Origin of the sequence: Streptomyces sp. NPDC079167 (assembly GCF_040686735.1) — a bacterium.
Taxonomy (GTDB): Bacteria; Actinomycetota; Actinomycetes; order Streptomycetales; family Streptomycetaceae; genus Streptomyces.
Genome location: NZ_JBFBLO010000014.1, coordinates 69,940 through 93,402, shown reverse-complemented (window position 1 = coordinate 93,402; position 23,463 = coordinate 69,940). Strand labels below are relative to the sequence as shown.

The window sequence follows — 23,463 nt, the reverse complement described above, 5'->3', positions numbered from 1 at the left end:
GTACCCCGATGACGAGGGTGCCCCCGCCGGACCAGTAAGGACTTCCGCGGGGCGGCCGCCTCGCGGGAACTGACACCGGTACCTGATACGGCCGGTGCAGCACACAAGGAGAAAAACCATGCCTCAGCCCGCCAAGGGTGCCCGTCTGGGCGGCAGCGCTGCGCACGAGAAGCTTCTTCTCATCAACCTCGCGAAGTCGCTGTTCGAGCACGGCCGCATCACCACGACCGAGGCCAAGGCCCGCCGCCTGCGTCCGGTCGCCGAGCGTTTCATCACCAAGGCGAAGAAGGGCGACATCCACAACCGTCGCCTGGTGCTGCAGTCGATCACGGACAAGGGCATCGTGCACACGCTCTTCACCGAGATCGCCCCGCGGTACGAGAACCGCCCCGGTGGTTACACCCGCATCACCAAGATCGGCAACCGTCGCGGCGACAACGCCCCGATGGCCGTCATCGAGCTGGTCGAGGCCCTGACCGTGGCGCAGGCCGCCACCGGTGAGGCCGAGGCCGCCACGAAGCGCGCCGTCAAGGAAGACGCCCTCAAGAAGGACGAGGCTCCGGCCGAGACCGTCGAGGACGCCAAGCCGGCCGACGCCGCTGAGGAGTCCAAGGACGCCTGAGCGTTCTGAGACCCAGGTACGGGCCCGCACCACCCTTCGGGGCGGTGCGGGCCCGTTCGGTTTTGAGAGGATCTGCGGGTGAGTGACGAGGCAGAGCCCGGCTTTGTACGGGTACGGCTGGACCTTTCCTACGACGGGAAGGACTTCTCCGGCTGGGCGAAGCAGACCAGCAGGCGCACGGTGCAGGGCGAGATCGAGGACGCGCTGCGCACCGTGACGCGGTCGTCGGTGACGTACGACCTGACGGTGGCCGGGCGCACCGACGCCGGGGTGCACGCGCGCGGGCAGGTGGCACACGTCGACCTGCCGGCCGAGGTGTGGGCCGAGCACGAGGAGAAACTGCTGCGACGGATGGCGGGGCGCCTGCCGCTGGACGTACGGATCTGGCGGGCGGCCGAGGCCCCGGCCGGTTTCAACGCGCGCTTCTCCGCGCTGTGGCGGCGTTACGCGTATCGCGTGGGGGACAGGCCGGGCGGGGTGGACCCGTTGCTGCGCGGCCATGTGCTCTGGCACGACCGGCCGCTGGATCTGGACGCGATGAACGAGGCGGCCGCCCTGATGGTGGGGGAGCACGACTTCGCCGCGTACTGCAAGAAGCGTGAGGGCGCGACGACCATCCGTACGCTCCAGAAGCTGCACTGGGTGCGGGACGCGGAGTCCGGTGTGCTGACGGCGACCGTGCAGGCCGACGCGTTCTGCCACAACATGGTGCGGGCGCTGATCGGGGCGGCGCTGTTCGTCGGGGACGGGCGCAGGCCGGCCGGGTGGCCTGCCGAGGTGCTGGCGGCGAAGGTGCGTGACCCGGCGGTGCACGTGGTGCGGCCGCACGGACTGACGCTGGAGGAAGTGGCCTATCCGGCCGATGAGCTGCTGGCGGCCAGGGCCCTGGAGGCCCGCAACGTCAGGACGCTTCCGGGGGCAGGCTGCTGCTGACCGGTCTGCGGCGCCGGGCGCGGAGCAGCTTGGCCGCGAAGTACAGGGCTACGGCCGTGGACGCGGTGGAGCGGAACCAGCCGATGTCGGGTGTCCACCAGGCATAGACCGCCGCCGCGCCGAAGAAGAGCAGTCCGGCCGTGCGCAGGACCCACCAGCGGGCCGGGTGCGGTTCGTCCGGGGCGGGGGCCTCCGGGTGGACACCGTCCTTGGTGGTCATGGTGTCCCGCATCCCCGCGAGGAAGCCGCGCCGGGCCAGCACCCGGGCCCCGGGGAGCGCCGCGAGGATCTCCTGCTGCCCGCCGTATCCGGTGGGCAGCGGTGGCAGGCCGAGAGCGGCGACCAGCTCCCCCTGGTGGCGGGCGGGGTCGCCGGTGGCCCGCAGGATGTGCGCCAGGGGGCGCGGGTCGGCCAGCTTGTACACACGGGCCAGCGCGGCTGCCGTCGCGCCCGCCTCGGTGTGGTCGGTGGCGGGTGCGGCCGTCTCCCAGGTGTGGGCCGCCACCTTCTTGCCCCGGTGGAGCAGGGTGAAGCTGCTGCGTTCCGGGGTGCGGTGCAGGACCAGGGCGGGCCACTCCTCGGCCGTGGTGAAGTTGTCGGCCGCCGAGGTGAGCGGCTCCTCCGGGAGGAGGGCCGCGCGTGTGCCGCGTACGGGGTCCTGGACGATCTCGACGTACGTGTGACGGCTGCCGGCCGGGGCCGTCCGCAGGCTGTGGCCGCAGATCAGGGCGGCCTGCGCCACCTCGGTGGGGCCGGTGGAGGCGATGGCGACCGACCGTGGTGCCAGCTCGCGCTCCCATTCGGGCGTGCCGGTGGCGGGGGGCTCGGGGAGGGGCGGAAGAAGGGGACCTTCATCGCCAGCTCGACGCGGGTGTCCGAGCGGGCCTCCAGGAATTCGGCCCGGGGCTCGCCGAAATAGGTCCACGGGAAGGTCGTGGCGTGCACCCCGATGGAGCGGAAGGCCGTGAGGGCCTCCTCGTAGCGGTTCATCGACCACAGGACCAGGGCCAGGTGATTGCGGAAGCCGGCGGCCTCCCGGTCTCCCGGGGCGTAGCTGTCGGACAGCGCCTGGGCGCGGGTCACCGCGGCTTCGGCGCGGGCGGTGTGGTCGGGGCCGTCCGCCTCCTCGTCGGCGATCAGGTATTCGACGACGGCCTGGAGCGGCAGCGCGTGGAGCCGGGAGCCGGGAGGGGCCTGGCCGGCCGCACGCTCGGCGAAGGCGAACATCTCCTCGTGCGAGCCGTACCACTTGTCGCAGAGGTACTGGAGCGCCTGGACGTGGCAGCCCTCGTGGTGCGGGTCGCGCGCGTTCGCCTCGGCGAGATAGCTGTCGAAGACGTCCCTGGGCGCCTGGATGCCCCGGGCCTGGGTCAGCGCGACGCGCCAGGGCACGGGGTCGTCGGGGTTGAGCTCGGCGGCGGCGGAGATCACCGGCACCGAGTCACGCAGCACCGCGTGGAACGCCCGGAACTGGTCGGCCTCGACGTGCTTCGCGCGGGCCCCCGTCCGTATCTGCCAGGCCTGGCAGATGTACTGGTCGGCCTTGACCAGTACGGCGTCGGGGTCCTCCGGGGACTCCTCCAGCCAGCTGTCCAGCCAGCCCGGGTGGTGCAGCGAGGCCCGTGCGAGGCGGGTGACGCAGGTGTCCCTGCGCTCCCACTGGGCGTGCTCGCGGGTCAGGGCGAGCAGTTCGGCGGCCGGGGCGTGGTCACCCGCCGCCGCGGCGGCCAGGGCCACCCGCAGCGAGGGGTCCGGGGCGTCGAGGACCACGGCCTCGTCCGGGGGCAGACCGGCGCCTATCGCGTCGCTGTGGCGCAGGACGCGCGGGAGGGTGAAGAGGGTGGTCAGACGCACGGCTGCGGGTCCTCGGTCGAGGGGAGGGACGGGGACTGGTGCGTGGGGGGAGGAGGCACGGCACGGCCGGTCAGACGACGGGGGCCCCCGCGGCCGCCGAAGCCTGGACCTCGCCGCGGTGACGGATCTGGCGGAAGGTGAAGTCGGTCAGGTCGTCACCCACCTTGTACGCGTCCTTGGACGAGGTGGTGACGTTCTTCCCGCTGGTGTAGCCGCCGATCGTGAAGTAGGCGTAACGGCCGTAGGAGTTGGCGGTGCGCCGGCAGACGGCTCCGCCGCGGCAGAAGGTGGGGACTCCCGAACCGCTGAGCGAGGCGACTCCGCCGGACGCCTGCTGGGCCGCCTTCCTGGCCTCCGCCTCGGTGCCGAAGACGGCGAGTCCGACGGTGACGGCCACCCCGCCCTTGCTGTACGTCGCGCGGATGACCTGGTCGCAGCCGTTGCTCTCCAGGATCGAGCCGAGCGCGCCCTGGGTCGTCGCGGCGCAGTTCGCCGTACGTGCGGTGGCGCCCTTGGCGTAGACCCGGTCGCCCATGGTCAGCGTCCTGCCGGGGAAGAAGGCGTTGACGTCGACCGGGGCCTTGTCCTTCTTCTCGTCGGCTATGTAGTCCTTCGGGTCCGGCGGGGGCGGCGGTGCAACCGAGGAGAAGGAGGGCTCCGGCGCGGAGCTCTCCGAGGGCAGCTCGGCGGGGGCCGGCAGCTCGCTCGCGTTCTTGTCCGACCCGGAGGCGCCGCCTCCGTCGGTCGTGATGACGGCCGTGGCCACGATCGCGGCCACCGCGGCGGTGGCCAGCGCGCCGCCGCCGATCATCAGCCACTTCTTGCGCCTGCCGCGTGCAGCGGACTGGTCGGCCAGTGCCGCCCAGTCCGGAGTCCGGCTCTCTCCCGGCCCCCAGGAGGGCCCCCCTTGCCCAAAGCTCATGCCGCGAATCCTAGAGCCTGTGTAATCCGGTTGGGTCAACGGTTCGGATGCCGTGACAATGCTGTGCATGGGACATCTTGAAGCGGGCCATCTGGAGTACTACCTACCGGACGGACGGGTGCTGCTCGGCGACGCTTCGTTCCGGGTGGCCGACGGCGCCGTCGTCGCCCTGGTCGGCGCGAACGGGGCGGGCAAGACGACGCTCCTGAAGCTGCTCGCCGGAGAGCTCCAGCCGCACGGCGGCTCGGTCTCGGTGAGCGGCGGGCTGGGCGTGATGGCCCAGTTCGTGGGCTCCGTACGGGACGAGCGGACCGTCCGTGACCTGCTGGTCTCGGTGGCCCAGCCCCGGATCAGGGAGGCCGCGAAGGCGGTCGACGCGGCCGAGGAGCGCATCCTCACGGTCGACGACGAGGCCGCGCAGATGGCGTACGCGCAGGCCCTCAGCGACTGGGCGGAGGCGCGGGGGTACGAGGCCGAGACGCTGTGGGACATGTGCACCACGGCCGCGCTCGGCGTCCCGTACGAGAAGGCGCAGTGGCGCGAGGTGCGCACGCTCAGCGGGGGCGAGCAGAAGCGGCTGGTCCTGGAGGCGCTGCTCAGGGGCCCGGACGAGGTGCTGCTCCTGGACGAGCCGGACAACTATCTCGACGTGCCGGGCAAGCGGTGGCTGGAGGAGAAGCTCAAGGAGACCCGTAAGACGGTCCTCTTCGTCTCCCACGACCGGGAGCTGCTCTCCCGGGCCGCCGAGAAGATCGTGAGCGTGGAGCCCAGCCCCGCCGGCTCGGACGTCTGGGTGCACGGCGGCGGATTCGGGACGTACCACCAGGCCCGCAAGGAGCGCTTCGCGCGCTTCGAGGAGCTCCTTCGGCGCTGGGAGGAGGAGCACGCCCGGCTGAAGGCGCTCGTCCTGCGGATGCGGCAGCAGGCGGCGAACAGCCCCGACATGGCGAACCGCTACCACGCGATGCAGACCCGCTTCAAGAAGTTCGAGGAGGCGGGGCCGCCGCCGGAGCCGCCCCGCGAGCAGGACATCCGGATGCGGCTGCGCGGCGGGCGGACCGGGGTGCGGGCGGTGACGTGCGCCAACCTGGAGCTGACCGGTCTGATGAAGCCGTTCGACCTGGAGATCTACTACGGGGAGCGGGTCGCGGTCCTCGGTTCCAACGGGTCGGGGAAGTCGCACTTCCTGCGGCTGCTGGCCGGGGAGCCGGTCGCGCACACCGGGGAGTGGAAGCTCGGGGCGCGGGTCGTGCCCGGCCACTTCGCGCAGACGCACGCCCATCCGGAGCTGCTGGGCAAGACGCTCGTCGAGATCCTCTGGACCGAGCACGCCAAGGACCGCGGCGGCGCCATGTCGGTGCTGCGCCGCTACGAGCTGGAGCGCCAGGGCGACCAGGCCTTCGAGAGGCTGTCCGGCGGGCAGCAGGCGCGCTTCCAGATCCTGCTCCTGGAGCTGGCGGGCACGACCGCGCTGCTGCTGGACGAGCCGACGGACAACCTGGACCTGGAGTCGGCCGAGGCCCTCCAGGACGGTCTGGAGGTGTACGACGGGACGGTCATGGCCGTCACCCACGACCGCTGGTTCGCGAAGTCCTTCGACCGCTATCTGGTCTTCGGCTCGGACGGGGTGGTCCGGGAGTCCACGGAGCCGGTCTGGGACGAGCGCAGGGTCCAGCGGCAGCGGTAGGGCAGGGGCGTTTTGACCCGTCCCAGGTGGGGCGGGTACTGTCAGGGGTTGTTATACGTATCGGCTCTGTCGTTCTCACGCGAAGAGCCCTTACGTAGGTTCTCTGGAGCAGTTACCAGTGGCTCGCATACGGGCGTTTCCCGGCATTTGTGGGCCCCAGCTGCATGATCGCTTCAGGGGTGCCATGTGTCTGGACCTCATCCACTGAAGAAGCGAAGGCTACGAAGTGCGTACGTACAGCCCCAAGCCCGGCGATGTCACTCGCCAGTGGCACATCATCGACGCTGAGGACATCGTCCTCGGCCGTCTGGCCACCACGGCCGCGAACCTCCTCCGAGGCAAGCACAAGGCGATCTACGCCCCCCACATGGACATGGGCGACTTCGTCATCATCATCAACGCCGAGAAGGTCCACCTCTCCGGCAACAAGAAGACCCAGAAGATGGCGTACCGCCACTCGGGCTTCCCGGGCGGTCTCCGTTCGGTGCGTTACGACGAGCTCCTCGCGAAGAACCCCGAGAAGGCCATCGAGAAGGCCATCAAGGGCATGATCCCCAAGAACACCCTGGGTCGTCAGATGATCTCGAAGCTCAAGGTCTACGCGGGCGACCAGCACCCGCACGCTGCGCAGCAGCCGGTCCCGTTCGAGATCACCCAGGTCGCGCAGTAGTTCCGGCCTCCCCCCTAAGACGTTAAAGAAAGATCTGAGGAGAATCGTGGCCGAGACCACTGCAGAGACGCCCGTCGAGGGCACCGAGGGCGAAGAGACCTTCGCCGAGGTGACCACCTTCGAGTCGGAGGTCCCCGTCGAGGGTGAGTACACCTCCGAGTCGCTCGCGGGCCGCTTCGGCGACCCGCAGCCCGCGGCCGGCCTGGGCCGCCGCAAGAACGCCATCGCCCGCGTCCGGATCGTCCCGGGCACCGGCAAGTGGAAGATCAACGGTCGTACCCTTGAGGACTACTTCCCCAACAAGGTGCACCAGCAGGAAGTCAACGAGCCCTTCAAGGTGCTCGAGCTCGACGGCCGCTACGACGTCATCGCCCGCATCTCGGGTGGCGGCGTCTCCGGTCAGGCCGGCGCCCTGCGCCTCGGCGTGGCCCGCGCGCTGAACGAGGCGGACGCGGACAACAACCGCGCCACGCTGAAGAAGGCCGGCTTCCTCTCCCGCGACGACCGTGCGGTCGAGCGCAAGAAGGCCGGTCTCAAGAAGGCCCGTAAGGCCCCGCAGTACAGCAAGCGCTAAATCGCCTGCTCGTCCGCGTCACACGTTCGCCCCGGCGGCACACCTCGTGCTGCTGGGGCGTTCGTCTATCAACCCGCGCGGGCGTATAACGGCATAAGACGTTTGCACATTCATAGGGTCAGCGGCCTCAGGCGCACCCTTCTTTGTTGTGCCTTGCCTCGCTTCGCCCTGTTTTGATTACTTTGGTTTTTGCGGTTTCGGAGCATCTCGGAGGACACCAGTGGGACGACTCTTCGGCACGGACGGCGTGCGCGGCGTCGCCAACGCGGACCTGACGGCCGAGCTCGCGCTCGGGCTCTCGGTCGCGGCGGCGCACGTACTGGCCGAAGCGGGCACCTTCGAGGGGCATCGGGCCACCGCGCTGGTGGGCCGCGACCCCCGTGCGTCCGGAGAGTTCCTGGAGGCCGCCGTCGTGGCGGGTCTGGCCAGCGCCGGCGTGGACGTGCTGCGTGTCGGGGTGCTGCCCACCCCCGCCGTGGCGTACCTCACCGGCGCGCTGGGCGCGGACATCGGCGTCATGCTCTCGGCCAGCCACAACGCGATGCCGGACAACGGCATCAAGTTCTTCGCGCGCGGTGGGCACAAGCTCGCCGACGAGCTGGAGGACCGCATCGAGACGGTGTACGAGCAGCACCGCACCGGTGAGCCGTGGAGCCGTCCGACCGGCGCCGGCGTGGGCCGCGTCACCGACTACACCGAGGGCTTCGACCGTTACGTCGCCCACCTCATCGGCGTCCTCCCGAACCGGCTCGACGGACTGAAGGTCGTCCTCGACGAGGCGCACGGCGCCGCCGCCCGTGTCTCGCCCGAGGCGTTCGCACGGGCCGGGGCCGAGGTCGTCACCATCGGCGCCGAGCCGGACGGCCTGAACATCAACGACGGCTGCGGCTCCACCCACCTGGAGCTGCTGCGGGCCGCCGTGGTCGAGCACGGCGCGGACCTCGGCATCGCGCACGACGGCGACGCGGACCGCTGCCTGGCCGTGGACGCGACCGGCGCGGAGGTCGACGGCGACCAGATCCTGGCGGTGCTCGCCCTCGCCATGCGCGACGCCGGCCGGCTGCGCAAGGACACCGTCGTCGGGACGGTCATGTCCAACCTCGGCTTCAAGATGGCGATGGAGCGGGAAGGCATCCAGCTCGTCCAGACCGCCGTCGGCGACCGTTACGTCCTGGAGTCGATGAAGGCCGAGGGCTTCGCGCTGGGCGGCGAGCAGTCCGGGCACGTCATCGTCCTGGACCACGCGACGACGGGTGACGGCACGCTGACCGGGCTGATGCTCGCGGCCAGGGTCGCCGCCACCGGACGTACGCTCGCCGACCTTGCGGGTGTGATGCAGCGCCTCCCGCAGGTCCTCATCAACGTGCCGGACGTCGACAAGTCCCGCGTGGACACCTCGCCCGAGGTCGCCGCCGCGGTGTCCCAGGCCGAGCACGCGCTGGGCGACACCGGTCGCGTACTCCTGCGCAAGTCGGGCACCGAACCGCTCGTACGGGTCATGGTCGAGGCGGCCGACCTGGAGCAGGCGCGCGCCGTGGCGGGGCAGCTGGCCGACGTGGTGAAGTCCGCGCTCGGCTGACACGCGCTCAACTCCTGGAAGGACCCGGCCCGGTGGCCGGGTCCTTCCTGCGTCGGGCCCGCTCCAGCTCGGCGGTGATGCGCACCAGGTCGGCGGGGGCGGCCGCCAGGCGGACCGGGCGGCCCGCGTCGTCGATCTCGGCGATGTGCCAGCTCCGGGGGACGGTGTCACCGTCGCTGCCCCGGACGCGGCGCAGGTTTCCGACGGTGAGCCGCTCCACCGGAATCGGTCTCGCCGCGAACCTGCCCCGGCCGGGGGTCACCGAGGGCGGGCCGTCCCCCAGGACGATGTGGGTGCCGAAGCCGTTCGGGTTGTAGTCGGTGTGTTCGAGGAAGCGGGCGGCCAGGAACACCTCCCCCTTCCCTCCGGCGAGCTCTTCTGCGGCCGTGTTGCCTTCGGCCTCCTGGGGCGTACGGACGCGTGTGGTGCGCCAGGCCCAGGTGAGGAGTCCCAGCGTGACCACGGTCCCCGAGGCCGCCCAGGCGATCTCCATGGGCGAGGAAGGCAGGCCCGTGGGGTGCCGGTAGCAGAGCGGCAGCAGCCACAGGGCCGTACCGGCGAGCGCGACGGCGAACGGCAGGGCCGACGGGAGGACCTCGTCGTCGGGCAGCCGGCGCCCGCGTCGGCGCAGCAGGAACCGGGCGCCGGGATAGCCCGCGCCCAGGGCGCACAGGGCCGCGATGACGGCCACTTCACCGGCGCCCGTGAAGTGCTCGCGCCACACGTGGAGTTCGCCGGTGACCTCTCTCACCTGGTGCCGCCACAGGGTCAGTTCAACGCTGTCGCCGGCACGGAAGCCACGGGCGCCCTCCCTGGACACCTCGATGTGGTCCAGCGGCCTGTTGTCGGCGAAGAACAGCTGACTGGCCCGCTTCGCCTTGCCGACCTCGGCCCGCTCGATCACCGCACGTCGCGTGGTCAGGCACTCGCCGCGTTCAGCGGCGGGCGTGCCCGCGGCGCACGGAGTGGCCGCTGCCCACGCCGCCTTCTCCTCCTCGACGACCGGGACGAACAGCGCGGCCAGGACCGCACCCGCGAGCAGCAGCCCGCACAGGACGAGTGACACCGTCGAGCCGCGCCCGCCGGTGCGGTACGAGAGGACGGGAAGGTGGTCCGACTCCGGGTCTCCGTGGCGGCGGTGCAGCGCGCGGAGCGCGTCCAGCTTCGCGTCGAAGTCCGGGCGGTCGTCGGAGGACCCGCTCAGCGGCAGGGGCAGCCGCGGCGTGCGTCCGTCGCGCAGCAGCACGCTGACCCGGTAGATCTCCTGGTTCCGCCCGTACTGGACGTACGCCCGCAGATCCGCGACATCCCGCCACGGCATGTTCCGGCGGCGCAGCAGGGTGCGGGAGCGCAGGCCGTAGGAGTCAGCGCTCACCCGGACGGTCGCCGCGTACAGGCAGACGAGGCCCAGCAGCGCGAGCAGCGCCCCCACGGCCGCCCATACGTCCAGGAGCCCGCCCCCGTACACCGCGCGCACCGCTGCCAGGGCCGCCCCGGCAGCACCGAGCCCGACGAGGAACCACCCGGCGCGGCTCCGCGAGGGGCGGCAGATCACTTCCGGGGAATCGGTCATGTGCGGAATCGTGCCACCGGCCGTGCGGTCTCCGCTTGTGCGGTGTGCGGCAGTTTCAGGGGCCCCGAAGCTGCCGGGCAGGCACCACCCGCGCGGTCACACCCGCCCCGAAGTGCTAGGTGTCCCGCGGTCCACCGGTGTCGTCCGGCGCTGTGTGTTCCACAGCGCCTTCTGGATCAGCAGGGTCAGGGTCCCGGCGAGCACGATGCCGCCGAGGTTGGCCAGCAACTGCCCCGAGGACCCCCAGGTCTGCTGGAGGTCCTGATAACTGAAGGCGACCGCGGCGTTGGCGGCGGCCGGCACGGTGGTCACCGAGATCGCCACGCCGATCAGCGCACCGGACTTCGCCGACGTCAGCGAGAGCGTCCCCGCGACGCCGGCCAGGAGCGCCACCACGAACGACATCCAGTCCGGATGCCAGATGAAGCCCGTGTTGGGCCGGTCCGCCGTGACCATGTCCGCGTTGAACAGCCCGAACGCGTCCATCAGCCAGGCGAACCCGGCCGTCAGCACCATCGCCGCGGCGAAGCCGCCGATCAGCGCCCACAGCGAGCGCGCCACCAGCCGGGGCGCGCGCTGCACCAGCGCCGTGGAGATCCCGGCCAGCGGCCCGAACTCCGGGCCGACCGCCATCGCCCCCACGATCAGGATCGCGTTGTCGAGCATCACACCGCAGGCCGCGAGCATCGTCGCGACGGCGAGGAAGGCCACATAGGTGGCGCTGAACGTCGACTCCTCGTGGGTCACCTCGCTCAGCTCTTCCCAGAGCACCGCGTCCGCGCCCTCGCCGGGAGCCGCGCGTTCGGCCTCGTCGGCACGCCTGGAGAGGGTGAGGTCCATGTTCTCGACCGTGATGGAACCGCAGTCGTCGATGCCCATCTTCCGCAGCGCGCCGATGAGTTCGTCACCGGCCTCCCGCGCCACGTCGCACAGGACCACATCACCCACCGGACTCCGCGCGGCGCCCGCGAGCACCGCGACATGGGCGGTGCCCACGGTCCGTTCGACCAGCCCGAGGACCTCGTCTGTGCGGTCGGCGGGCACGATGAGGCGCAGATGCAGCACGGTGCACCCTTTCCGGGATCAGAGCTTGCGCAGTGACAGACGCTGGACCTTGTGGTCCGGCCCCTTGCGCAGCACCAGAGTGGCACGGCCGCGCGTCGGCGCCACGTTCTCCAGCAGATTGGGCTTGTTGATGGTCCGCCACATCGTGCGCGCGTAGTCCAGCGCCTCCTCCTCGGAGACCTGCGTGTACTTGCGGAAGTACGAGAACGGGTTCTGGAACGCCGTCTCGCGCAGCCTGCGGAAGCGGTTGAGGTACCAGGCCTCGATGTCCTCGGCCCTCGCGTCCACGTACACGCTGAAGTCGAAGTAGTCGGCGAGCCCGACCCTGGTCCGGCCGTCCTTGCCGGGCAGCGCGGGCTGGAGCACGTTGAGCCCCTCGACGATCAGGATGTCGGGGCGGCGTACGGTCAGCCGCTCGCCCGGCACGATGTCGTAGATCAGGTGCGAGTAGACGGGGGCCGTCACCTCGTCCTTGCCGGCCTTGATGTCGGCGACGAACCGGGTCAGCGCCCGGCGGTCGTACGACTCGGGGAACCCCTTGCGCGACATCAGCCCCCGTGACTCCAGCTCCTTCATCGGCAGCAGGAACCCGTCGGTGGTCACCAGCTCCACCCGGGGGTGCTCCGGCCAGCGCGCCAGCAGCGCCTGGAGGATGCGGGCGGTGGTGGACTTCCCCACGGCGACACTTCCGGCGACCCCTATGACGAACGGGGTACCGCGCTGCTCCCCGTGCCCGTTGCCCGCGTCCCCCAGGAAGGTGTTCAGGGCGCCGCGCAGGCCCGAGGTGGCCTGGACGTAGAGGTTGAGCAGACGGGAGAGCGGCAGATAGACGTCCCGGACCTCGTCGAGGTCGATGACGTCACCGAGCCCTCTCAGCTTCTCGACCTCCTCGGCGGTCAGCGGCAGCGGAGTCCTGTCGCGCAGCGCGCTCCACTCGGCCCGGGTCAGATCGACGTAGGGCGTCGGCGCGTGCTCGGTGCGGCGGGGGCTCCGTGCGGGTGAGGTGATCACCTACTCATTGTTGCGGGAGTTCGAACGGAGTGGAGGGTGGGGTCGGTCACGTGAGCTCGCGGACGGCGCCCTGAATGTGGATGGCCTGCAATTTTTTGTACATGACCCACATCACTTGAAGGGCAGGCCGGATGTCCGTCACCCAGATCGACATGGACGATGACGCGCTGGAACGCACCATGGCGCTGTCCAAGGCCAGGACCAAGAAGGAAGCCGTCAATCTGGCGCTCCGGTACTACGCGGACCAGCAGGACCGTGCCGCGCGCATCAGTCGGCATTTCGAGCGGGCCCAGCGCTGGGGCGCCGTGGAGGACGCCGACCGCCGCCACCGTGCGGAGAAGGACCATCGGTGATCTACCTGCTCGACACGTCCGGGCTTGTCCGGATGCTCAGTGACACCACGTTGCAGACCGCCTGGTACGACACCATCTGTGCCGGCGCGGTCGGTTCCTGCCATCCGCAGCGCGCCGAGTTCCTCTTCGGCGCCCGGCCCGGGGGCGAGTACGACGAGATCGTGGAGATGTTCACCGACCTGTATCCCGATGTCCCGGTGCCGATACTGGGGCGGCTGTCCGCTCGGCGACGACGTCTTCGGCCGGAGCGGCAAGCTGCTGTGGTTCGAGCTCGCGCGCCGCCCGGAGCCGGTCCTTGTGGCCTGAACGTACGTCTGGCCGAGGTCTCGCTCGTGGCAGTGATTGTCTGGTGTCGGCAGGAGGGAGCGCCCGTATGCTGGCCGTGCACCGGCTGACGCGGTCGCGTCGCGACTGCCGGTCGGACGAGGAGGTGAGGGGAATGAGCGTTGCCGCCGACCACACCGGGCCCTGGACCGTCGCCGACGTCCTGGCTCTGCCCGAAGACCGCACCACCCGCTACGAGCTGCTGGGGGAATCCCTCGTGATGTCCCCCGCCCCCGGCGTCCGCCACCAGCGGGCCTCGTTCCGCCTTCACGTCGCCCTGGATGCGGCCGCCCTGGCCGTCGGCGCGCCGGTGGAGATCCTGGAAGGCGTCAACGTCGTCCTGCCGTCCGGGCTGGTCGTACCCGACCTGGTCGTGGCCGATGCAGGTGCGACCGCCGACGACCCCGTCACCGTTGACGTGGAAGCGGTCCAGCTTGTTGTCGAACTCGTCTCCCCCGGCAACAGCACCATGGACCGAAAGGTCAAGCCCATGCTGTACGCCGAGGCGTCCATCCCGCACTTCTGGCGCCTGGAATTCGACCCCGCTCCCATGCTCGTCATCTACGAGCTGCAGGACGGTCGCTACGTGGAGCGGACCACGGCGCTCGCGGGTGCGACCACCCACCTGGACGCCCCTTTCCCGCTGGCGATCGATCCGGCGGGGCTCTCCCGGCAGTAGTCGCCGTCCGGTGAGGCCGACGGACGTGCCTCCGCAGCCGGGCCGCTCGGGCATGTCGGAAGCCGGGCAGAGGGGCGGTGCGGGCCTTATGGTGCCGATATGTGCGGAATCGTGGGTTATGTCGGGGCGCAGTCGGCGCAGGATGTCGTTGTCGCGGGGCTGAAGCGGCTGGAGTACCGGGGGTACGACTCCGCCGGGGTCGCCGTCCTCGCGGACGGGGGGCTGGCCTCCGCCAAGAAGGCGGGGAAGCTCCTCAATCTGGAGAAGGAGCTCAAGGACCGGCCGCTGCCGGCCGGGAACACCGGGCTCGGGCACACCCGTTGGGCCACGCACGGCGGGCCCACCGATGCCAACGCGCACCCGCACCTCGACAACGCGGGCCGGGTCGCCGTCGTGCACAACGGGATCATCGAGAACTTCGCCGCGTTGCGGGAGGAGTTGACGGGGCGTGGCCATGACCTGACCTCCGAGACCGACACCGAGGTGGTCGCCCATCTGCTCGCCGAGGCGTACTCGTCCGGCGGTGACCTGGCGGAGGCCATGCGGCAGGTGTGCCGGCAGCTGGAGGGCGCGTTCACGCTGGTCGCCGTGCACGCGGACGAGCCCGGCGTGGTCGTCGGGGCGCGGCGGAACTCGCCGCTGGTCGTCGGAGTGGGGGAGGGGGAGATGTTCCTCGCCTCCGACGTGGCCGCCTTCATCGCCCACACCCGGGACGCGATCGAGCTCGGCCAGGACCAGGTCGTCGAGCTGGGGCGGGACGGGGTGACGGTCACCGGTTTCGACGGCCTGCCCGCCGACGTACGCGAATACCACGTGGACTGGGACGCGTCGGCCGCCGAGAAGGGCGGCTACGCCTCATTCATGCTCAAGGAGATCGCCGACCAGCCCAAGGCCGTCGCCGACACCCTGCTCGGCCGGATCGACGGCTCGGGCGCCCTCCACCTGGACGAGGTACGCATTCCGCAGGGTGTGCTGCGCGAGGTCGACAAGGTCGTCGTCGTCGCCTGCGGGACCGCCTTCCACGCCGGGATGATCGCCAAGTACGCCATCGAGCACTGGACCAGGCTGCCCTGCGAGACGGAGCTGGCCAGCGAGTTCCGCTACCGCGACCCGATCCTGGACCAGCGCACCCTCGTCGTCGCCATCTCGCAGTCCGGCGAGACGATGGACACGCTGATGGCGGTCAGGCACGCCCGTGAACAGGGAGCGAGAGTCCTCGCCATCTGCAACACCAACGGCTCGACCATCCCCAGGGAGTCGGACGCCGTCCTCTACACGCACGCGGGGCCGGAGGTCGCCGTCGCCTCCACCAAGGCTTTCCTGACCCAGCTCGTCGCCTGCTACCTCGTCGCCCTCTACCTGGGACAGGTGCGCGGCACCAAGTGGGGCGACGAGATCCGCACCGTCGTGCGCCAGCTCTCCGAGATCTCCGGCGCCGTCGAACGCGTGCTCGGGACCATGGAGCCGGTGCGCGAACTGGCCCGCTCGCTGGCCGGCCACGACACCGTGCTCTTCGTGGGCCGGCACGTGGGTTACCCGGTGGCCATGGAAGGCGCGCTGAAGCTCAAGGAGCTCGCGTACATGCACGCCGAGGGCTTCGCCGCCGGGGAGCTCAAGCACGGGCCGATCGCCCTGATCGAGGAGGGCCTGCCCGTCGTCGTGATCGTGCCGTCCCCGCGCGGCCGTTCGGTGCTGCACGACAAGATCGTGTCGAACATCCAGGAGATCAGGGCCCGTGGCGCCCGTACCGTCGTCATCGCGGAGGAGGGGGACGAGGAGGTCGTCCCGTACGCCGACCACCTCATCAGGATCCCTGCTACGCCTACGCTGCTTCAGCCGCTGGTCGCCACGGTGCCGTTGCAGGTCTTCGCCTGCGAGCTGGCGACCGCCCGGGGCAACGAGGTGGACCAGCCGCGCAATCTGGCGAAGTCCGTGACAGTCGAATGAGTGAGTGAGAGCGCGTGATCATTGGGGTCGGGATCGATGTGGCGGAGATCGAACGCTTCGGAGCGGCGCTGGAGCGCACGCCGCAGCTGGCCGGGCGCCTCTTCCTGGAGCGGGAGCTGCTGCTGCCCGGCGGGGAGCGGCGGGGGACCGCCTCGCTGGCGGCCAGGTTCGCCGCGAAGGAGGCCCTGGCCAAGGCGCTCGGAGCACCGGGCGGGCTGCTCTGGACCGACGCCGAGGTCTGCGTCGAGGACAGCGGACGGCCCCGGCTGGAGGTCACCGGCACCGTCGCGGCCCGGGCGGCCGAACTCGGCGTGCGCAGCTGGCACGTATCGCTGAGCCACGACGCGGGGGTGGCGTCGGCCGTGGTGATCGCGGAGGGTTGAGCACATGCGACATGCGTACAGCGTCGAGACCGTACGGACCGCCGAGCAGGCGCTGATGGCACGGCTGCCGGAAGGCGCGCTGATGCAGCGCGCCGCCGCCGGGCTCGCGGTGGCCTGCGGTGACCTGCTCCGGCGCAACGGGCGGGTGTACGGCTCCCGGGTGCTGCTCCTCGTCGGCAGCGGCGACAACGGCGGCGACACGCTGTACGCGGGGGCCCGGCTGGCCCGGCGCGGAGCCGGCGTACGCGCCCTGCTGACCTCGCCCGACAAGGTCCACCGGGCCGCACTCGCCGCCCTGCTGGCCGCGGGCGGGCAGGTACTGGACAGCCCCGAAGGGCTGCCCCCCGTCGACCTCGTCGTCGACGGGATCACCGGGATCGGCGGGCGGGGCGGTCTGCGCCCCGAGGCCGCCGAGCTGGTCCGCGCGGTCACCGGCGGCCACGCGCCCGTGCTGGCGGTGGACCTGCCGAGCGGGGTCGAGGCGGACACCGGCCAGGTGCTCGGCGCGGCCGTGCGGGCGGACGCGACGGTCACCTTCGGTACGTACAAGCCGGGGCTGCTCATCGACCCGGCCGCCGAACACGCGGGCGCCCTCCGGCTGGTGGACATCGGGCTGGCGGCGGAACTGCCCGCGCGCCCCGACCTGGAGGCGCTCCAGTACGCCGATGTGGCCGCCCTGCTGCCCGTGCCCGACGCCGAGAGCGACAAGTACCGGCGCGGGGTCGTCGGGGTGGCCGCCGGCTCGGAGCGGTACCCGGGCGCGGCCGTGCTCGCCGTCGCCGGGGCGCTGCGCGGCGGCGCCGGGGCCGTGCGGTACGCGGGCCCCGGCGCGGACGCGGTGATCGCCCGTTTCCCGGAGACGCTGGTGCACCCCGGGCCGCCGTCGAAGGCCGGGCGCGTCCAGGCGTGGGTGGTGGGCCCCGGGCTCGGTGACGGCGCGCAGGCCGCCACCGCGGTGTCCGACGTGCTGGCCGCGGACGTCCCCGTGCTGGTCGACGCGGACGGGCTGCGGCTGATGGACGCCGGGGCCGTGCGGGAGCGGACCGCCGCCACCGTCCTCACCCCGCACGCCGGTGAGGCCGCCGCGCTGCTCGGCGTGGAGCGCGAGGAGGTCGAGGCGGGACGGCTCGCCGCCGTACGGGAGCTGGCCGCGCGCTTCCGCGCCACGGTGCTGCTGAAGGGCTCGACGACCCTCGTCGCGGAGCCCGGGGACACGCCCGTGCGGGTCAATCCGACCGGCACGTCCTGGCTGGCAACGGCAGGCAGCGGCGATGTGCTCTCCGGGCTGACCGGTTCGCTGCTGGCCGCGGGCCTCGCCCCGCGCGACGCCGCGTCGGTGGGCGCCCATCTGCACGGGCTCGCGGCCCGCCGGACCTCCGACGGAGCGCCGGTCACCGCCCAGGACGTCGCGGACGCGCTACCGGCTGCCTGGCGGGACGTGCGGGCCTGATCCAGGCTGGAACCACAGGAACGGAAGGTGGTCGGTCGTGGCAAGCGGCAGCAACATCCGCGTACGCAGGGTCTACGACCCGCCGGAGGAGGACGACGGCACGCGTGTGCTCGTCGACCGGCTCTGGCCGCGCGGGATCTCCAAGGAGCACGCGGCGGTCGACCTGTGGGCCAAGGACGTGACGCCTTCGAAGGAACTCCGCAGCTGGTACCACGAGGACCCGGGCACCCGGTACGACGAGTTCGTGGACCGTTACCGCACCGAGCTGGGCGACCCCGCGCACACCGAGGCCGTCCAGCAGCTGCTCGCGCTGCTGCGCCGGGGCGGCGCCGTCACCCTCGTCACGGCGGTGAAGGACGTCCCGGCCGGCCATGTCCCGGTCCTCGTCGAGCATCTGGAGCACGCCCTGGACCACCGCTGACCGCCTCACCGGGCACGGACGGTCGAGGGCACAGGCGTACGGCTCTGAGACACTGGGCGCGATGAACGAGACAGCGACCCTGAGAGCCCGTGCCGAGATCGACCTCGCCGCGTTGCGCGCCAACGTGCGGGCACTGCGCGCGCGGGCGTCCGGGGCGCAGCTCATGGCCGTGGTGAAGTCCGACGCGTACGGGCACGGTGCGCTGCCCTGCGCCAGGGCGGCGCTGGAGGCCGGCGCGGCCTGGCTGGGCACCGCCACCCCGCAGGAGGCGCTGGCGCTGCGCGCGGCCGGGATCGGCGGCCGGGTGATGTGCTGGCTGTGGACGCCCGGCGGTCCCTGGCGCGAGGCGGTCGAGGCCGACATCGACGTCTCGGTGAGCGGGATGTGGGCGCTCGACGAGGTCGTCGCCGCCGCCACGGAGGCGGGGATCCCGGCCCGGGTCCAGCTCAAGGCCGACACGGGCCTGGGGCGTAACGGCTGCCAGCCCGCCGACTGGCCGGAACTCGTCTCCGCCGCCCGCGCCGCCGAGGCCGCGGGCGTCCTGCGCGTCACCGGCCTCTGGTCGCACTTCGCCTGCGCCGACGAGCCCGGCCACCCGTCGATCGCCGCCCAGCTGAACGTCTTCACCGACATGGTGGCGTACGCCGAGAAGGAGGGTGTCCGGCCCGAGGTGCGGCACATCGCCAACTCCCCGGCGACGCTGACGGTGCCCGGGTCCCACTTCGATCTCGTGCGCACCGGTATCGCGATGTACGGCATCTCGCCCAGCCCCGAGCTGGGCACCCCCGCCGACTTCGGGCTGCGGCCCGTCATGACGCTCGCCGCCTCCGTCGCGCTGGTCAAGCAGGTCCCCCCGGGCCACGGCATCAGCTACGGGCACCACTACACGACCTCCGCCGAGACGACGCTCGCGCTGGTGCCGGTCGGTTACGCGGACGGCATCCCGCGCCACGCCTCCGGGCGGGGCCCCGTCCTCGTCGGAGGCGCCGTACGCAGGATCGCGGGCCGGGTGGCGATGGACCAGTTCGTGGTCGACCTCGGGGGCGACGTCCTCGAAGCGGGCGCGGAAGCGGTGCTGTTCGGCCCGGGCGACCGGGGCGAGCCGAGCGCCGAGGACTGGGCGCGGGCGGCGGACACGATCGCGTACGAGATCGTCACACGCATCGGCTCACGCGTCCCCCGCGTCCATCTCCACGAGGACGCGAGCCGGGACTGACACCACGGCCCGGCGGACCTGACCACATCGACGACCGACGACGAAGGAGCACGGCACGGTGAGCGAGACCAGCGCCGAGGACGTGGTGGCGACGGCGGCCGTCGCAGCGGCCGGCTGGCGCCGGGCGGGCGTCGCCGGGGCGGCGATAGGCGTCATCGCCGCGGGCGCGGCCGCGGGTGTCGCCGTCGAGCGGCTCACCGTCGGCCGGGGCATGCGCAAGAAGGCCCGCCTCGCACTGGACGCCGCCGGTCCGTACGGCTCGCTGCGCGGGCAGCCCGGCCGGGCGGTCGCGGACGACGGCACCGAGCTGTACTACGAGGTGGACGAGACCGAGCCGGACGGGGCGACGGGCCGTGCGGGCGCGGGCGCCGGGCCGAGCGCCCCCGCGGGCTCCGGTCCGCGCCGGCGCAGGCTCTTCGGCAGCAAGGACCCCGCGCCCCTGACCGTCGTCTTCAGCCACGGCTACTGCCTCGGCCAGGACTCCTGGCACTTCCAGCGGGCGGCGCTGCGCGGTCTGGTCCGAGCGGTCTACTGGGACCAGCGCAGCCACGGCCGGTCCGAGCGTGGCAGGGCGCAGGGCGAGGGCGTGGCGGTCGGCATCGACCAGCTCGGCCGTGACCTCAGGGCGGTCATCGACGCGGCGGCTCCCGAGGGCCCGCTGGTGCTGGTCGGGCACTCCATGGGCGGCATGACGATGATGGCGCTCGCCGACCGGTATCCGGAGCTGATCCGCGACCGGGTGGCCGCGGTCGCGTTCGTGGGGACGTCGAGCGGCAAGCTCGGTGAGGTGAACTTCGGGCTGCCGGTGGCGGGTGTCAACGCGGTACGCAGGGTCCTGCCCGGGGTCCTGAAGGCGCTCGGCTCGCAGGCGGAGCTGGTGGAGCGCGGACGGCGGGCGACCGCCGACCTGTTCGCGGGACTGATCAAGCGGTACTCGTTCGGGTCGCGGGACGTGGACCCGGCGGTCGCGCGGTTCGCGGAGCGGCTCATCGAGTCCACCCCGATCGACGTGGTCGCCGAGTTCTACCCGGCCTTCACGGAGCACGACAAGAGCGAGGCACTGCCGGCCTTCCAGGGGCTTCCCGTGCTGATCCTGGCCGGTGACAAGGACCTCGTGACGCCGAGCTCGCACAGCGAGGCCATCGCGGACGAGCTTCCGGACGCGGAGCTGGTCATCGTGCCGGACGCCGGTCATCTGGTGATGCTGGAACACCCCGAGACGGTGACCGACCGGCTCGCGGACCTGCTGGTGCGGATCGGAGCCGTTCCGGCGGAGGAGGTCTGATCCTCTACCGTTGGTCTCCATGGAAGCAGCGCACAACGGCCCCCTGGCCGGCACCGCCGAACCGGGCACCGTCACCCTGGACGTCGCCGTCGAGTCCCCCGAAGAGATGAAGGAGCTGGGCCGCCGGATCGCCGGTGTGCTGGCCCCCGGCGACCTGGTGATGCTCAGCGGCGAGCTCGGCGCGGGCAAGACCACTCTGACCCGCGGGCTCGGCGAGGGCCTCGGGGTCCGCGGCGCCGTCACCTCGCCGACCTTCGTGATCGCCCGGGTCCATCCGCCGCTGGGCGAGGGCCCCGCCCTGGTCCATGTCGACGCGTACCGCCTGGGCGGCGGTCTCGACGAGATGGAGGACCTGGACCTGGACGTGTCGCTGCCGGAGTCGGTGATCGTCGTGGAGTGGGGCGACGGCAAGGTCGAGGAACTGTCCGAGGACCGGCTGCGGGTGGTGATCGACCGCGCGGTCGGCGACACGGACGACGAGCGGCGCGCGGTGACCCTGACGGGCATCGGCGCGCGCTGGTCGGGGCTGGACGCGGAGCTGGCGGCGCTGCGGGAGCGCTGACGGGCTGAGCCGGCTCCGTGCCCCGGCGCTCGTTTTCCCGACGCTTTCCGACAGGACGTCGGTAAAATGTTGCGCCGGGGACGCCCCTCGTGGTCACATGGGATACAGGGACTGGTTAGGTCTACCTAACCACGCCTCTCACCGAAGCCCGAGGAGGCATCCATGCCGGGACCCGAGCGTGAAGTGCAGCCACAGCCGCCGCAGGCGGAGACGCCGGCGGAGACGCCGGCGGTGTCCGCGGTGTCGATGAAGGACCTGCTGGCCTCCTGCGCCGCCGCGACGGCGGTGTCGACGCCGCCCCGCGACGAACACGCCGACGAGGACGAAGCCGAGGACCTGGGGCGCGACGCCGCTTGAGGCACCCCTCGAAGCGGCCCTCAGGGGACGACGACGACCTTCACACCGACCGTGGCGAAGGTCCACAGCGCGTTGCCGTCGGCCCGCTTCATCCGCACGCCGCCGGTCTTCATCGTGGGGTCGGGGCTCTCCATCGAGTTGTCCTGTGCGGCACTGAAGCCCACGGAGACGTCGTCGACGTTCGCGAAACGCACCACGTGCTCGATCGGTACGCCGTCCGAGCCCGTGATGCTGCCTGAGCGCGAGGTCACCGCGTAGACGCCGGGCAACGGGCTCACGGAGCTCGGCATGACGGTGAACGTCCGGAGGGCCTTCTCCTTGTCGTCCACGATCCACACCCGGCGGTCCTTCAGCGCGTACACGACGCGCGTCCCGGTGTCGGAGTCCGCGGGGACCGTGAGCGGGTCCTTCGTCGGCTTGGGCTTCGCCGAAGGGGCGGCCGTCGTCGCGGAGGGCTTGTCCGAGGGCGCGGCGACCGAGTCGGGTGCGTTGGCCGACGCCTGGTAGGCGAGGAAACAGACCGCGGCCAACGCCGCGGCGGTGAGCCCGGCCACGATTCCCGAGCTGCCCCTTGCCACCGTGAGGTCCCCTTTCACATGCCGTCCGTCGCATGTCGTACAAGCATTTACGTCGTACACGCGTATACCCGGCGACGGTACCAGCAGCGGCAGGGCAGACCGGGACGTTGTACGGGCTGCCGTGACCGGGTCGGCGGAGCCGTAGGCTGTTTGTGTGCTGCTGCTCGCCATGGATACCGCAACCCCCGCCGTCACCGTCGCCCTCCACGACGGGTCCTCCGTCGTGGCCGCGTCAGGCCAGGTCGATGCCCGGAGGCACGGGGAGCTGCTGCTGCCCGCCGTCGACCGGGTCCTCGCAGAGGCAGGGGTGAAGCTCGACGCCGTGACCGACGTGGCTGTCGGCGTCGGACCCGGCCCCTACACGGGGCTGCGCGTCGGCCTGGTCACCGCCGCGACCTTCGGCTCCGCCCTCTCCGTGCCGGTGCACGGGCTCTGCACGCTGGACGCGCTCGCGTACGCCGCCGGCCTGGACGGCCTCGAAGGCCCGTTCGCCGTGACGACCGACGCGCGCCGCAAGGAGGTCTACTGGGCGCGGTACGAGGACTTCCGCACCCGGGACGGCGAGCCCGCCGTCGACCGGCCCGCCGACATCGCGGAGCGGCTCGCCGGACTCCCCGTCGTCGGCGCGGGCGCGCTGCTCTACCCCGACGCGTTCCCCGACGCCCGCGGCCCGGAACACGTCTCGGCCGCCGCGCTCGCCGCCCTGGCCGCCGAGCGGCTGGCCTCCGGCGCCGCACTGCTGCCGCCGCAGCCGCTCTACCTGCGCAGGCCCGACGCCCAGGTCCCGAAGAACTACAAGGTGGTCACCCCCAAGTGACCACCGCGACCGCTGTGCTCCGCGAGATGCGCTGGTGGGACATCGAGCCGGTGCTGGAGCTGGAACACGAGCTGTTCCCCGACGACGCCTGGTCCGCCGGCATGTTCTGGTCCGAGCTGGCCCGCGCGCGCGGCCCCCGGGCCACCCACCGCTACGTCGTCGCCGAGGACCCCGTCGACGGCCGGATCGTCGGCTACGCGGGCCTCGCCTCGGCCGGTGACCTCGCCGACGTCCAGACGATCGCGGTCAGCCGCGGCCAGTGGGGCGGCGGCCTCGGGTCCGAACTCCTCACCGACCTGCTCCGGCACGCCACGGCCTTCGAGTGCACCGCCGTGCTCCTGGAGGTCCGTGTCGACAACACCCGCGCGCAGAAACTCTACGAACGCTTCGGCTTCGAACCCATCGGCTTCCGCCGTGGCTACTACCAGCCGGGCAACATCGACGCACTCGTCATGCGCCTGACCGTACAAGGAACAGAGACCTAAGGGCCTCTCGTTCGGACCATGCCGGGCTCGCGAGGCCTGGCACCGCACCTCGCGGCGTTGTCGTCAATCGACAACGCTCCGCGTTGCCTCAATCCTCCGCCTTGCGATGCACGGCA

26 protein-coding genes are annotated in these 23,463 nt (G+C 71.8%); 19 read left to right on the top strand and 7 right to left on the bottom strand.

Annotation, left to right across the window (positions count from 1 at the left end; translation table 11 throughout):
- Nucleotides 1-118: 118 nt before the first annotated feature.
- Both rplQ and truA read left to right on the top strand, forming a co-directional pair.
- Complete coding sequence (rplQ, locus tag AB0P41_RS26945) at nucleotides 119-622, top strand: 50S ribosomal protein L17 (protein ID WP_031096406.1); 504 nt, start codon at nucleotides 119-121, stop codon at nucleotides 620-622.
- Nucleotides 623-700: 78 nt separating this feature from the next.
- Complete coding sequence (gene truA, locus AB0P41_RS26940; RefSeq protein ID WP_356714195.1) at nucleotides 701-1,555, top strand: tRNA pseudouridine(38-40) synthase TruA; 855 nt, start codon at nucleotides 701-703, stop codon at nucleotides 1,553-1,555.
- Here the strand turns inward: truA and AB0P41_RS26935 are convergent.
- The 3 genes from AB0P41_RS26935 to AB0P41_RS26925 all read right to left on the bottom strand — a co-directional run bounded on the left by AB0P41_RS26935 (nucleotide 1,524) and on the right by AB0P41_RS26925 (nucleotide 4,331).
- On the bottom strand, nucleotides 1,524-2,297 hold the full coding sequence (locus AB0P41_RS26935) for a hypothetical protein (RefSeq protein ID WP_365934609.1): 774 nt from the start codon (nucleotides 2,295-2,297) through the stop codon (nucleotides 1,524-1,526). The genes truA and AB0P41_RS26935 overlap by 32 nt on opposite strands.
- Nucleotides 2,279-3,409 (bottom strand): hypothetical protein, encoded by a 1,131-nt coding sequence (locus AB0P41_RS26930; protein ID WP_365934607.1) that lies wholly within the window; start codon nucleotides 3,407-3,409, stop codon nucleotides 2,279-2,281. Before AB0P41_RS26930 ends, AB0P41_RS26935 begins: the two co-directional genes overlap by 19 nt.
- 70 nt (nucleotides 3,410-3,479) lie before the next feature.
- Nucleotides 3,480-4,331, bottom strand: a complete 852-nt coding sequence (locus tag AB0P41_RS26925) for a hypothetical protein (protein ID WP_356714197.1) — start codon at nucleotides 4,329-4,331, stop codon at nucleotides 3,480-3,482.
- Between the two features lie 67 nt (nucleotides 4,332-4,398).
- Here AB0P41_RS26925 and AB0P41_RS26920 point away from each other — a divergent pair, with 67 nt between their 5' ends.
- The 4 genes from AB0P41_RS26920 (at nucleotide 4,399) to glmM (ending at nucleotide 8,841) form a co-directional block, all read left to right on the top strand.
- On the top strand, nucleotides 4,399-6,018 hold the full coding sequence (locus AB0P41_RS26920; RefSeq protein WP_356714198.1) for an ATP-binding cassette domain-containing protein: 1,620 nt from the start codon (nucleotides 4,399-4,401) through the stop codon (nucleotides 6,016-6,018).
- A 226-nt stretch (nucleotides 6,019-6,244) separates the two neighbouring features.
- A complete protein-coding gene (rplM, locus tag AB0P41_RS26915; protein ID WP_073744271.1) occupies nucleotides 6,245-6,688 on the top strand; it encodes a 50S ribosomal protein L13 in 444 nt (147 codons plus the stop codon).
- Between the two features lie 46 nt (nucleotides 6,689-6,734).
- Nucleotides 6,735-7,262 (top strand): 30S ribosomal protein S9, encoded by a 528-nt coding sequence (gene rpsI / locus AB0P41_RS26910; RefSeq protein WP_356714199.1) that lies wholly within the window; start codon nucleotides 6,735-6,737, stop codon nucleotides 7,260-7,262.
- A gap of 220 nt (nucleotides 7,263-7,482) precedes the next feature.
- A complete protein-coding gene (glmM, locus tag AB0P41_RS26905; protein ID WP_356714200.1) occupies nucleotides 7,483-8,841 on the top strand; it encodes a phosphoglucosamine mutase in 1,359 nt (452 codons plus the stop codon).
- A 7-nt stretch (nucleotides 8,842-8,848) separates the two neighbouring features.
- Here glmM and AB0P41_RS26900 read toward each other — a convergent pair whose 3' ends face one another.
- The 3 genes from AB0P41_RS26900 to coaA form a co-directional block, all read right to left on the bottom strand.
- Entirely contained in the window at nucleotides 8,849-10,414 is a 1,566-nt protein-coding gene (locus AB0P41_RS26900) for a PH domain-containing protein (protein WP_365934604.1), read from the bottom strand.
- 96 nt (nucleotides 10,415-10,510) lie between these two features.
- Complete coding sequence (locus AB0P41_RS26895; protein ID WP_365934602.1) at nucleotides 10,511-11,479, bottom strand: DUF389 domain-containing protein; 969 nt, start codon at nucleotides 11,477-11,479, stop codon at nucleotides 10,511-10,513.
- A gap of 18 nt (nucleotides 11,480-11,497) precedes the next feature.
- Nucleotides 11,498-12,490 carry a type I pantothenate kinase gene (gene coaA / locus AB0P41_RS26890; RefSeq protein ID WP_356714204.1) on the bottom strand — a complete coding sequence of 331 codons (993 nt, stop codon included), beginning with the start codon at nucleotides 12,488-12,490 and terminating at the stop codon, nucleotides 11,498-11,500.
- A 131-nt stretch (nucleotides 12,491-12,621) separates the two neighbouring features.
- Between coaA and AB0P41_RS26885 the strand changes: the two genes are divergently transcribed.
- The 11 genes from AB0P41_RS26885 (at nucleotide 12,622) to AB0P41_RS26835 (ending at nucleotide 21,467) form a co-directional block, all read left to right on the top strand.
- Nucleotides 12,622-12,843, top strand: coding sequence for a type II toxin-antitoxin system VapB family antitoxin (locus AB0P41_RS26885; RefSeq protein ID WP_365934600.1), 222 nt, complete (start codon nucleotides 12,622-12,624; stop codon nucleotides 12,841-12,843).
- Nucleotides 12,840-13,238, top strand: coding sequence for a VapC toxin family PIN domain ribonuclease (locus AB0P41_RS26880; protein ID WP_365934598.1), 399 nt, complete (start codon nucleotides 12,840-12,842; stop codon nucleotides 13,236-13,238). The genes AB0P41_RS26885 and AB0P41_RS26880 overlap by 4 nt, the downstream gene beginning before the upstream one ends.
- 44 nt (nucleotides 13,239-13,282) lie before the next feature.
- Nucleotides 13,283-13,846: a Uma2 family endonuclease gene (locus AB0P41_RS26875; RefSeq protein ID WP_356714207.1), complete on the top strand. Its 564-nt coding sequence runs from the start codon at nucleotides 13,283-13,285 to the stop codon at nucleotides 13,844-13,846.
- Between the two features lie 99 nt (nucleotides 13,847-13,945).
- Nucleotides 13,946-15,793: a glutamine--fructose-6-phosphate transaminase (isomerizing) gene (gene glmS / locus AB0P41_RS26870; protein WP_365934596.1), complete on the top strand. Its 1,848-nt coding sequence runs from the start codon at nucleotides 13,946-13,948 to the stop codon at nucleotides 15,791-15,793.
- Between the two features lie 14 nt (nucleotides 15,794-15,807).
- On the top strand, nucleotides 15,808-16,176 hold the full coding sequence (locus AB0P41_RS26865; RefSeq protein ID WP_356714209.1) for a holo-ACP synthase: 369 nt from the start codon (nucleotides 15,808-15,810) through the stop codon (nucleotides 16,174-16,176).
- A gap of 4 nt (nucleotides 16,177-16,180) precedes the next feature.
- Nucleotides 16,181-17,626: an NAD(P)H-hydrate dehydratase gene (locus tag AB0P41_RS26860; RefSeq protein ID WP_365934593.1), complete on the top strand. Its 1,446-nt coding sequence runs from the start codon at nucleotides 16,181-16,183 to the stop codon at nucleotides 17,624-17,626.
- A gap of 37 nt (nucleotides 17,627-17,663) precedes the next feature.
- A complete protein-coding gene (locus tag AB0P41_RS26855) occupies nucleotides 17,664-18,047 on the top strand; it encodes a DUF488 family protein (RefSeq protein WP_356714211.1) in 384 nt (127 codons plus the stop codon).
- A gap of 61 nt (nucleotides 18,048-18,108) precedes the next feature.
- Nucleotides 18,109-19,263 (top strand): alanine racemase, encoded by a 1,155-nt coding sequence (gene alr / locus AB0P41_RS26850; protein ID WP_365934591.1) that lies wholly within the window; start codon nucleotides 18,109-18,111, stop codon nucleotides 19,261-19,263.
- 58 nt (nucleotides 19,264-19,321) lie between these two features.
- The gene (locus AB0P41_RS26845; protein ID WP_356714213.1) at nucleotides 19,322-20,548 is read left to right on the top strand and encodes an alpha/beta hydrolase; all 1,227 of its coding nucleotides are present in this window, start codon (nucleotides 19,322-19,324) and stop codon (nucleotides 20,546-20,548) included.
- A gap of 19 nt (nucleotides 20,549-20,567) precedes the next feature.
- Nucleotides 20,568-21,110, top strand: coding sequence for a tRNA (adenosine(37)-N6)-threonylcarbamoyltransferase complex ATPase subunit type 1 TsaE (tsaE, locus tag AB0P41_RS26840; RefSeq protein ID WP_356714214.1), 543 nt, complete (start codon nucleotides 20,568-20,570; stop codon nucleotides 21,108-21,110).
- A gap of 162 nt (nucleotides 21,111-21,272) precedes the next feature.
- On the top strand, nucleotides 21,273-21,467 hold the full coding sequence (locus AB0P41_RS26835) for a hypothetical protein (protein WP_365934589.1): 195 nt from the start codon (nucleotides 21,273-21,275) through the stop codon (nucleotides 21,465-21,467).
- Between the two features lie 20 nt (nucleotides 21,468-21,487).
- Here the strand turns inward: AB0P41_RS26835 and AB0P41_RS26830 are convergent, their stop codons facing one another.
- Complete coding sequence (locus AB0P41_RS26830) at nucleotides 21,488-22,045, bottom strand: hypothetical protein (protein ID WP_356714216.1); 558 nt, start codon at nucleotides 22,043-22,045, stop codon at nucleotides 21,488-21,490.
- 169 nt (nucleotides 22,046-22,214) lie between these two features.
- Between AB0P41_RS26830 and tsaB the strand changes: the two genes are divergently transcribed.
- Together tsaB and rimI are read left to right on the top strand one after the other, a co-directional pair.
- Nucleotides 22,215-22,862, top strand: coding sequence for a tRNA (adenosine(37)-N6)-threonylcarbamoyltransferase complex dimerization subunit type 1 TsaB (tsaB, locus tag AB0P41_RS26825; protein ID WP_365934587.1), 648 nt, complete (start codon nucleotides 22,215-22,217; stop codon nucleotides 22,860-22,862).
- Nucleotides 22,859-23,347: a ribosomal protein S18-alanine N-acetyltransferase gene (gene rimI / locus AB0P41_RS26820; protein ID WP_104788335.1), complete on the top strand. Its 489-nt coding sequence runs from the start codon at nucleotides 22,859-22,861 to the stop codon at nucleotides 23,345-23,347. The genes tsaB and rimI overlap by 4 nt, the downstream gene beginning before the upstream one ends.
- The last annotated feature ends 116 nt before the right edge of the window (nucleotides 23,348-23,463 follow it).